Source organism: Streptomyces sp. NPDC026062 (genome assembly GCF_055568375.1).
Genome location: NZ_JBVHOQ010000006.1, coordinates 260,914 through 270,590, shown reverse-complemented (window position 1 = coordinate 270,590; position 9,677 = coordinate 260,914). Strand labels below are relative to the sequence as shown.

10 protein-coding genes are annotated in these 9,677 nt (G+C 69.4%); 6 read left to right on the top strand and 4 right to left on the bottom strand.

Annotation, left to right across the window (positions count from 1 at the left end; all coding sequences use genetic code 11):
* The first annotated feature begins 165 nt into the window (after window positions 1-165).
* From ACZ4LX_RS08175 to ACZ4LX_RS08165, 3 genes are all read left to right on the top strand, one after another.
* Entirely contained in the window at window positions 166-1,335 is a 1,170-nt protein-coding gene (locus ACZ4LX_RS08175; RefSeq protein ID WP_467639929.1) for an RHS repeat domain-containing protein, read from the top strand.
* Between the two features lie 50 nt (window positions 1,336-1,385).
* Window positions 1,386-1,667 (top strand): hypothetical protein, encoded by a 282-nt coding sequence (locus ACZ4LX_RS08170; RefSeq protein WP_467639932.1) that lies wholly within the window; start codon window positions 1,386-1,388, stop codon window positions 1,665-1,667.
* Window positions 1,668-2,043: 376 nt separating this feature from the next.
* Entirely contained in the window at window positions 2,044-2,859 is an 816-nt protein-coding gene (locus tag ACZ4LX_RS08165; RefSeq protein WP_467639935.1) for a DUF6585 family protein, read from the top strand.
* 94 nt (window positions 2,860-2,953) lie between these two features.
* On the opposite strand, the gene ACZ4LX_RS08160 is transcribed toward ACZ4LX_RS08165, so the two are convergent.
* Genes ACZ4LX_RS08160 through ACZ4LX_RS08145 form a run of 4 tightly spaced genes read right to left on the bottom strand, consistent with a single transcriptional unit; the run spans window position 2,954 to window position 6,697 of the window.
* Window positions 2,954-4,147, bottom strand: a complete 1,194-nt coding sequence (locus ACZ4LX_RS08160) for an ABC transporter permease (protein ID WP_467640538.1) — start codon at window positions 4,145-4,147, stop codon at window positions 2,954-2,956.
* Window positions 4,148-4,206: 59 nt separating this feature from the next.
* On the bottom strand, window positions 4,207-4,929 hold the full coding sequence (locus ACZ4LX_RS08155) for an ABC transporter ATP-binding protein (RefSeq protein ID WP_467639938.1): 723 nt from the start codon (window positions 4,927-4,929) through the stop codon (window positions 4,207-4,209).
* Complete coding sequence (locus ACZ4LX_RS08150) at window positions 4,926-6,008, bottom strand: peptidoglycan-binding protein (RefSeq protein ID WP_467639940.1); 1,083 nt, start codon at window positions 6,006-6,008, stop codon at window positions 4,926-4,928. The genes ACZ4LX_RS08155 and ACZ4LX_RS08150 overlap by 4 nt, the downstream gene beginning before the upstream one ends.
* Complete coding sequence (locus ACZ4LX_RS08145) at window positions 6,005-6,697, bottom strand: hypothetical protein (RefSeq protein WP_467639943.1); 693 nt, start codon at window positions 6,695-6,697, stop codon at window positions 6,005-6,007. The genes ACZ4LX_RS08150 and ACZ4LX_RS08145 overlap by 4 nt, the downstream gene beginning before the upstream one ends.
* Window positions 6,698-6,832: 135 nt before the next feature.
* On the opposite strand from ACZ4LX_RS08145, the gene ACZ4LX_RS08140 reads away from it, so the two are divergent.
* The 3 genes from ACZ4LX_RS08140 to ACZ4LX_RS08130 all read left to right on the top strand — a co-directional run bounded on the left by ACZ4LX_RS08140 (window position 6,833) and on the right by ACZ4LX_RS08130 (window position 9,593).
* A complete protein-coding gene (locus ACZ4LX_RS08140) occupies window positions 6,833-7,540 on the top strand; it encodes a response regulator transcription factor (protein ID WP_467639946.1) in 708 nt (235 codons plus the stop codon).
* Between the two features lie 119 nt (window positions 7,541-7,659).
* Window positions 7,660-9,102 (top strand): ATP-binding protein, encoded by a 1,443-nt coding sequence (locus tag ACZ4LX_RS08135; RefSeq protein WP_467640540.1) that lies wholly within the window; start codon window positions 7,660-7,662, stop codon window positions 9,100-9,102.
* The gene (locus ACZ4LX_RS08130; RefSeq protein ID WP_467639949.1) at window positions 9,099-9,593 is read left to right on the top strand and encodes a GerMN domain-containing protein; all 495 of its coding nucleotides are present in this window, start codon (window positions 9,099-9,101) and stop codon (window positions 9,591-9,593) included. The genes ACZ4LX_RS08135 and ACZ4LX_RS08130 overlap by 4 nt, the downstream gene beginning before the upstream one ends.
* Window positions 9,594-9,677 lie beyond the last annotated feature (84 nt).

Below are 9,677 nucleotides of genomic sequence, written 5' to 3'. Positions count from 1 at the left end.
TGCCCCACACCCAGCGGGCCAGAAACCGGGCCGAACTCGCTACTGAAACCCGCAGGTTCTTCCACCGCCGACAGCGCCAGCCCCACATCGTCACCGGCTACTTCAAAGCCCCGCACGTCCGATACGTCCTCGACGAGTGAACCCAATGAGTTTCTGATCAATAAGTTGACCGAAAGTTATACCTACGACTCTGTAGGAAATCAGACGGCAGCCGTTCTTTCGGGACACCACTTTGATAGCGACGCCATGGGCGACCGCACCTACAGCGGCAATCGCTTGATGCGAGCAGGAGCGAAGCGGTACGAGTACGACAATGCCGGACGGTTGGTCAAATGCACCAAGGCCCGCTTGTCAAAAAAGCCCGACACCTGGCATTACTCATACGACGCTCACAGCAGACTCACCGCCATAAAAACTCCTGACGGGGCCTGTTGGCGCTATTCCTACGACGCACTCGGACGCCGCCGCCGAAAGCAGCGCATGTCTCCGGACGGCATATCAGTGGCCGAGCAGACCGTGTTCAGCTGGGACGGTAGCGTCCTTGCCGAACAAACCACTACGCATCCCGGTGTAGTGCCCACCCCGGTCACGCTTACCTGGGATCACCATGGCCAGATTCCCATTGCCCAGACGGAACGCCGAATCGATGGTCACACTCAGCACGAAATCGATACACGATTCTTCGCCATAGCCACCGATCTGATCGGTGCACCCACCGAGCTCATCAGCACATCCGGTGAAATTGCTTGGCGCGCACAGGCCACCCTTTGGGGCTCCACGACATGGAACAGCAACGCCTACGCGTACACGCCGCTCCGCTTCCCCGGCCAGTACTACGACCCGGAATCCGGTCTCCATTACAATCACCACCGCTACTACGACCCACAGACCGCGCGATACACCACGCCAGACCCGCTCGGCCTCGCCCCGGCCCCCAACCCGAACACGTACGTAAAGAACCCGCACTCGCAGGCCGACCCATTGGGTCTGGCACCCACCGACTACCCGGACCTCGGCGACGACTGGAAGCCGCTGGACATCAAGGACCCGAGTAACTGGAACGGTTGCGAGGAAGTAGCTGTGCAGATTCAGGAGCGGCTGGGCGGTGGGACCCGCTACAGAATAAGCAACGCCATACCCGACCCGCTCGCTGAGAACTTCGCTATGGGGCCCTACAGGAACACCGACCCAGCATGGTTTCACCATGACGTAGTCATGCACAACGGGCGCGTCTACGACGGCTTCACCGGCCGAACCGGCCTGAGCAAGCAAGAATACGACGAACTATGGGACCCCAACTATCTCGATATCCTGCATTGGAGGCCACTCGATTGATGCTTCACGAAATCCTACCTCACCTCCGCAAAAGGCCGCTCATGTTTGGAGTGGACGGAACCTTCGCCACTCATGTTTCGTTCCTCTACGGATACTCTGCCGGCGATCCGCGAGGGGAGCTCCAGAAGTTTCACGCATGGCTCAATAAGGATTTCGAGGCCAGCTCGAATATGAGCTGGGTCTGGCTCGTACTAAAAAGGGCCTTTCCGGGAAGAATCTCACTCTGGGATCCGAACGCCCCTCGCACCTCCGAGGAAGAAGCCACTGCCGTGGTCGCCCTGCTGACATCTCTTGAGGAATTCATCAATTCAGAGGAAGGGGAGCACCAGTAGCCCAGCCCACAGAACATTTACCGGGTCGGTTTTCTGCTTCCTTTTCATACACTCCCAGGAAACCGTCCTGGCCACCGGGGCGAAAAGCGTCATGGAGGCGACAACATGGCCAAGCTCTGCGGCAACCAGGTCCGCAGCATCCCTCTCTGACGAGCCCCTTTTCCCCATGACCTGCGGCACGGGCGGGGCCACCGGGCTGTGAGCGGCGGGCGGAACTGCCGCGTCTCTGCGGTGATGGTGTGCCGCCTGAATCACCAGGCGGGCCAACCATGCCTGACCGGGGCTGAATTGACGGATCAGCAGGTGGCGGCTCTCTACCGCACGCGAACACAGGACCCTCATAATGGCGCTCTGGTTCCGGGTGGGGGAGGCTTGGATGTCGTCTGAGCGTAATGCCACACAGGTCCCGCACGCGTTACGTGCCGCGGCAAAGGAGCGCGGGCTGGGGGCGCGTAAGGGGCTGGTGCAGAGCGAGCCGAAGCGTTTCCCGTGGGGCGCTGTGCTGCCGTTCGGCGTGCTCGGCGTGTTCCTGGGGTGGCTGGCTCTGTCGTACGCGATTGAGGACCAGCGGGAGCAGGGCGCCTGGTACTACTCGCTCCCGCTGCTCATTCTCGCCGCGATCCCGCTGGGGTTCGTAGGATTCATCCTCTTCGTCCGGCTCTTCCGTCCCTCGCCGCCCAAGGTCTGGGTGGCCTGGTACGAGCACGGCGCCCTGTGGCACACCGACCGCGGGGAGACACAGGCATACACCTGGGACGAGATCGCTTCTGTCATCCGGCAGGACATCAAGGTGACCAACGGAGTCACCAGTGCCACCACGCGCCGGCTGACCATCGTGTCGGAGCAAGGTGCCACGATCGTGGTGGGGGACGACTTCAGCGGGATGGTCCCGTTCGCCGAGGGCCTCAGCGCCGCGTTCAGCCGCGCACGGGTTCCGCGGGACACCGCCCGGCTGGAAGCCGGTGAACGGATCCGCTTCGGCCTGGTCGACGTCGACATCTCCGGTGTCGGGCTGGGCAGCCGCCGCATCGGTTGGCCGGAGGTGGAACGGGTCGATGTGAAACAGGGACGCGTGGAGATTCGCCGTCATGGGGACCGCAAGCCCTGGATGTCGCTTGAGGCCCCCGGCTTCCCCAACCTGGCCGTCTTCCTGACCCTCGCCGACGCGCTGCGGCGCCAGCAGGAGTCCTGAGACGCTTTCGGGTCCCCCGATCGTTTCCGGTCCCCCGATCGCTCCCCCGCGCACCACACACCGTCGTCGTACGGCGTCCCCCAAACCCCGTCCCTCACGCCGCGTTCAGCGCCACCGTCGGGTGGAGACGGGAGGCACGGATCGCCGGATAGAGGCCCGCGATCACGCCGGTCAGGAGGGTGGCGGCCAGGCCGCCGGCCAGGGACCAGGGCGGGACGACCGCCGTCCAGCCCTGGACCTGCGCGAAGCCGTAGGTCGCCGCCGCGCCCAGCAGCGCGCCCGCCGCTCCGCCCAGGGCCGACAGGAGCAGCGATTCCGTCAGGAACTGGAGGCGGATCGCGTTGCGGGTCGCGCCCAGCGAGCGGCGCAGGCCGATCTCCTGGCGGCGTTCCAGGACGGAGATGACCATGGTGTTGGCGACGCCGACCCCGCCGACCAGGAGTGCCACCGCGCCCAGGCCCAGCATCAGGGTGGTCAGGCCCTCGTCCGTGGCGGCCTTGGCGGCCAGCGCGTCCGAGGGGCGGGAGACCTTGACCCCCGCCTCGTTGCCGGGGCTGATGGTGCGGGCGAGGATCGCGCGGACGTCTTCCACCGAGGCGTCCGTGGAACGCTCGAAGATGGTGGTGGGGTGGCCGTCGAAGCCGAAGTAGCGCTCGGCGGCCGGGAATCCGACCAAGGCCACCCGGTCCAGGGTGGGGACCAGTTCGATCGGTTCGAGAATCCCGACCACGACCACGCGCGTGTCGTTCATCATGATCGTCTCGCCGGTGCGGCTGATGCCGAGACGGTCTGCGGCCACCGCGCCGAGGACCGTCGTCGGGAGGCGTTCGCCGACCGGATTCAGCCAGGCGCCCTTGTGGATCCTGCCGCCGAGCGTGGACAGCAGGTCGAGGCGGGCCGCCTGGGTGGTGACTCCGGCGGTGCGCTCGTCGGGGACCACGTCGCTGCGGCGGATGCGGGCGTCGACGTCGGCGGTGGCCGTGGCGTACCGCACCGGGCCGACGCGCTCGACCATCGCGACCGCGTTCTCGGGGAGCTTGATCTCCCCGCCCATGGCGTCCTCGCCCGCCTCGGCGGTCAGGAGGTTGGTACCGAGGCGGTCGAGCTGGGACATCAGGTCCGCGCGGCTCGACTCGGACAGCCCGACGACCGCCACCATGGTCGCGATACCGATGGCGATGCCGAGCGCCGAGAGCACCACGCGCGCGCGACGTGCGCGAAGGCCTACCGCACCGACGCGGAACACGTCGCCGACGGAGAGACGGGAAGGCTTGAGGCCGTTCCTCATGAACCGGCCTCTTCCGTACACGTCGCCGACGGAGAGACGGGAAGGCTTGAGGCCGTTCCTCATGAACCGGCCTCCTTCCCGCGTGAGGCGGCCCGGCGCGTGCCTGAGTACGCGTCCGAGACGATCTCGCCGTCCCTGAAGCGGACCCGGCGCGGCAGCGAGTCCGCGATCTCGTTGTCGTGGGTGATCACGCAGATGGTGGTTCCCGACGCGTGCAGCTCGTGCAGCAGCTCCATGACGATCGCACCGGACGCGGTGTCCAGCGCCCCCGTCGGTTCGTCCGCCAGCAGCAGCCGGGGGGCGCCCACCAGGGCACGGGCGATGGCCACGCGCTGCTTCTCGCCGCCGGACAGCTCGTTCGGCGTGTGCGAGCGGCGATGGTCCAGCCGTACCTCGGCGAGCGCCTCGCGCGCCCGCGCGCGCCGTTCCTTCAGCGGCACGCCCGCGTACAGCAGCCCGTCGGCGACGTTGTCCACCGCGTCGCGCCCCGCCGCCAGATGGAAGTGCTGGAACACGAAGCCGATGTGGCGGGCACGCAGTGCGGAGAGCCGGGAGTCGGAGAGTTCGGACACGTCGTACCCGGCGACCCGGACGCTGCCCGTCGTGGCCTTGTCGAGCGTGCCGATGACGTTGAGCATCGTGGATTTCCCCGAGCCGGACGGGCCGACGACGGCGAGCAGTTCGCCCTCCTCGACAGTGAGGTTCACTCCGCGCAGCGCGTGGACGCCGCCGGGGTAGGACTTGGTGGCGTCCCGCAGTTCGATCACCGGGCCGGGCGTCATGGCTTCGCCACTCCGATCTTCATGCCCTCGCGCACGTCGGGGCCACTGACCTCGATCTGCCCGTCGGCCGTCATGCCCGTCTCCACCCGCACCATCGTCGACGTGGCGCCCCGGACGACCTGGAGCCCGTAGCCGCCGTTCTCGCCGCGCAGGGCGACGACCGCCTCGATGGGAACCGCGAGGACGCCCCTGTGCGCCTCGCTGACGAACTTCACGCTCGCCGTCTTCCTGGCGTCCTCACCGGCGGCGGCGCCCGCCCCGCCGTCCAGGACGACTTCGACGGTGATGCCCTCCGGGGCGGCCGCTCCGCCCTCGGATGCGGATTCCTCGGGGCGCACCGTCCCGGCGACCTTGCCGGCCACGGTCTTCCCGCTCGGCAGCGTGACCTCGACCTTGGTGCCGCTCGACGTGAGCGCGCCGTCGGTCTGCTCCAGTTGCGCCCGGACGACCGGCCGGGTGGAGGCGATCGTCAGGACCGTCCCGCCGGGGACGACCTGGTCGGCGAGCGCCGCGTCGGCCTTGGCCACCTTGACCCGGTCGGGCTGGAAGACGACATCACCCCTGCCGACCCTTCCGGTGGTGTCGCGGTTCAGGGTCTTCTGCCACTGCTTGACGGCGGCCTCGGTGTCCTTGTCGTACCAGGGGTCGACGTACAGCTTCGACCCGAACCCCAAGTCGCGCAGGTTGCGCTCCAGTTGGAGTACGTCACTGCCCCGGTCGCCCGTCTTCATCCCGCGGAACATCGGGACCGGTCCGTAGAGGAGCGTGACGGGCTTGTCGTTCAGCTCGTAGAGCGTCTGCCCTCTTGCCACCGTCGCCCCTTCGGAGGCGGCCACCGTGACCGTGCCGTCGACGGCGGACCTGACGGCGCGGCGGTGCGCGAAGTCGAGTGTGCCGTCGACCGTCGTGGACCGCACGAGGTCGGTGCGTACGACGGCCGTGGTGGCGGGCGGCAGATCGCCGCCCCGGCCGGAGGCGTCCGCGGCGCCGCCGTCACCGCGGAACAGGATTCCCCCCGTGCCGGCGACGGCGACGACGGTCGCCGTGCCCAGTACGAGGAAGGCGGTGCGGCGCTTCACTGCATGCCGTCCAGACCGTCGAGCAGCTTGGTCTCGCACGCCTTGCGGGCCTGCTTGTACGACGGCGAGTCCTCGTCGAAGGCCCGCGACATCGGGTTCGGCTGACCGCCCGGCTGGGCCTTGCCCCCGCTCATGGTCGGGTTGGTGAACTTGGAGACGCCGTTGTCCCGCATGCACTGGGCGTGCGCGAGCATCGACTCGTAGGCCTTCTGCTGGTCGATCGGGGGCTCGGCCGTCAGGGCGGCCTGCAACTCGTCGGCACAGACGCCGTTCCTGCCGCCCTTGATGCCTTCGTTACGGCCGGGCTGGGAGCCGATCTCGTTGATCTTCTCCCAGTCGAAGTAGCCGCTGAGTTTGGGGTCGGGGAAGTCCTTGTAGCCGCCCTTGGCGCGCATGCACTGGACGTACTTCATATGGGCGTCGTAGGAAGCGCCCTTGCCCGCGGTCGGGGTGCCCGGACCGCTCTTCTTCTCCGCGGCGCTCGCGGACGGCGCGTCCGGTACGTCGGCGATCGCGTCGCCCTGCTTCGTGTCGCCCGAGCTGTCACCGCCGCCGCAGGCGACGGAGAAGGCGAGTACGGGCACGGCCACGACGACGGCCGTGCGCAGCCGGGCGGTGGTGCGGGGAGGCGTCCTGACGGCCATGCGCAACCGGGCGGTGGTACGGGAAGGCGTCCTGAGGAATCTCATGCGTTTCACGTTCGCCACCGCGGATGATGGCCCTGCCATGGCCACATGATGGGAACGTAACAATGCCCCCGGCCCGCGCCTCCACCCCCGTGCGGAGTAGTCGCGAACGGCCCCCGCGTGCCCATAATCGGCCCCATGCCGCATGTGCTGCTCATCGAGGACGACGCGTCCGTACGGGACGGGATGGAGCTCGTGCTGCGCCGGCACGGATACGGCGTGGACACCGCCGACACCGGCGAGCGGGCCCTCGCCCTGCTGGCCGGCGAGCGGGGCCCGCGGATCGAACTGGCCGTACTCGACCTGATGCTGCCCGGCATGGACGGCTTCGAGGTGTGCCGCCGCATCCGCGCCCGCTCGGCGACCCTGCCGGTCATCATGCTGACCGCCCGAGGCGACGACCAGGACATCGTGACGGGACTGGAGGCGGGCGCCGACGACTACGTGGTCAAGCCGGTCACCGCGCCCGTCCTGGAGGCCCGCATCCGGGCCGCCCTGCGCCGTGCGGAGCCGTCGTCCGGTTCCGCCTCCGGCCGGCCGGACGTACCGCCCGACCTGGGGGGCCTGCGCATCGACCGCGCCGGGATGACCGTCACCAAGCACGGCGACCCGGTCGCGCTGCCGCCCACCGAACTGCGGCTGCTGCTGGAGCTTTCGGCCTCCCCCGGCCGGGTCCTCAGCCGCGAGCAGCTCCTCGAATCCATCTGGGACCACACCTTCCTGGGCGACTCCCGGCTGGTGGACGCGGCGGTCGCACGGCTGCGGGCGAAGCTGGAGGACGTACCGGCGAAGCCGCGGTACATACAGACGGTGCGGGGTTTCGGTTACCGCTTCGGGCCGCTGTGAACCGTACGGAAGCGGGCCTGCCCGGCACCGCCCCGGAAGCACGTCCGCCCGGCACCGCCCCGGAAGCGGGCCTGCCCGGCGCCGCCCCGGGGAACCGCTCCCGGCGGCTCGTCGGCGGGCTGCGGATCCGGCTCGTCGTCGCCTTCGTCGTCGTCGCCCTCGTCAGCGCGGTGACCGCGACCGCCCTCGCGTACCGGGACGCCCGCACCGCGGTCCTCCAGCGCACCCAGAACGCCGCCGTGAACGACCTCCGGGAACGGGTCACCGCGGTCGCCGCAGACTTCGACGTACCGCCCGACCAGTCGTCGCTGTCCCGCTTCGCGGCGAAGGTCTCGGACGGCATCGGCTCCCGCATCGTGGTCACCCGCTACCAGGGCCTCGTCGCGGCATCCGACTCGCTCGCCCGGACGGAGGACCGGATCACCCCCGAACTGCGCGCCGCCGTACGCGGCGGGGACGAGGCCCGGTTCCAGCGGGTGGTGTGGCGGGGCGAGCCCTATCTGGTCGTCGGCATGCCCGTGAGGTACGCCGACGGGGACCGCCGCACCTCCGGCCTGGAGGTCTTCGCGATCACCGATCTGCGGGCCGAGCGCGACGACACCGCCGCCCTGCTGGACTCCGTGCGGACGGGCACCGTGCCGGTGGTGCTGCTGGCCGCGGTCCTCGCGCTGCTGGCCGCGAGGACGGTCCTGCGTCCGGTACGGAGACTGCGCCGCGCCACCCGTGAGCTCGCGGCGGGAGACCTCGGCAGCCGGGTCGCGATCACCGGCCACGATGAACTCGCCGACCTGGCAAGGACGTTCAACGAGACCGCCGACGCACTCCAGGCCTCCGACGCGGAACTGCGTGAGCAGGAGGCGAAGGCACGCCGCTTCGTGGCGGACGTGTCCCACGAACTGCGCACCCCCCTCGCGGCGATGACGATGGTGGCGACCGTCCTGGAGGAGGACGCCGACCAGCTGCCGCCGGACGCGGCGCGGGCGGCCCGTACCGTCGGCGCGGAGACGGCGCGGCTGGCACGGCTGGTCGAGGACCTGATGGAGATCTCCCGCTTCGACGCGGGGACGGTACGGCTGAACGCCGTCGAGACGGACCTCGCCGACACCGTACGGGCGTCGCTGGCGCTGCGCGGCTGGACGGACCGGGTGGGGACGCGCCTCGACGACAACGTACGGGCGGTGGTCGACCGGCGACGTATCGACGTGATCGTCGCGAACCTCGTGGGCAACGCGCTGCGGCACGGAGCCCCGCCGGTCACCGTGACCCTCGGGACCGCCCTCGCGGCGGACGGGGAGTGGCTGACGCTGGAGGTCGCCGACCACGGCCCCGGGCTGCCGCCGGGGGCCCGGGAGCGGGTCTTCGACCGGTTCTACAAGGCGGACGCGGCCCGCACGCGTGGCACGGCCGACGACAGCGGGCAGGGCAGCGGCCTCGGTACGGCGATCGCGCTGGAGAACGCACGGCTGCACGGCGGCACGATCGACGTCGCCGAAGGACAGCGGCGGGGCGCGGTGTTCACGCTGCGGCTGCCCCTGCGGCGCGACGGAGAGGACACGGAGTGAAGGCCGGGCAGGGAGTCGTGGGCGCCGCGCTGGGAATCGCCCTCATGGGCTGCGGCGTCCAGCCGACCGGAGTGATAGGCGCGGGCGAGCCCGCGTCCGGGCCGACGCGCGGGGCGCGGCTGTACTTCGCGTCCGCCGGCGGACTGCGCGGGGTGCCCGTGCTCGACACGGAGATCAAGAACCTCGACACGGTGGTCAAGCTGCTCCTCAAGGGACCGCCGCCCGCCGAACAGGCCGCCGGCCTCACCTCCTTCCTCCAGCTGCCCGGTTTCTCGGTGACCGGAACGGGCGCCCACATCACGGTGCACATCTACGACATCTATCCGGAGACGGGACGTGACCAGGGCACGGGGCAGCTGGTCTGCACGCTGGCGCGTACCCAGTCCGTACTCCGGCCGAAGGTCAGGACCAACGACGTCGACGTCGTCCTGCGGCCGTCCGAGGGCACCGTGCTGGGCCCCTACCGGTGTGCGGAGTTCCTCAACGGCTGAGGTACGCGGCCGGGTTCGCAAGCCGTGATCGCACTCGACGGGCACAACGGGGCGAGTGCGACGGACCGCCGCCGCGCGTCCGCG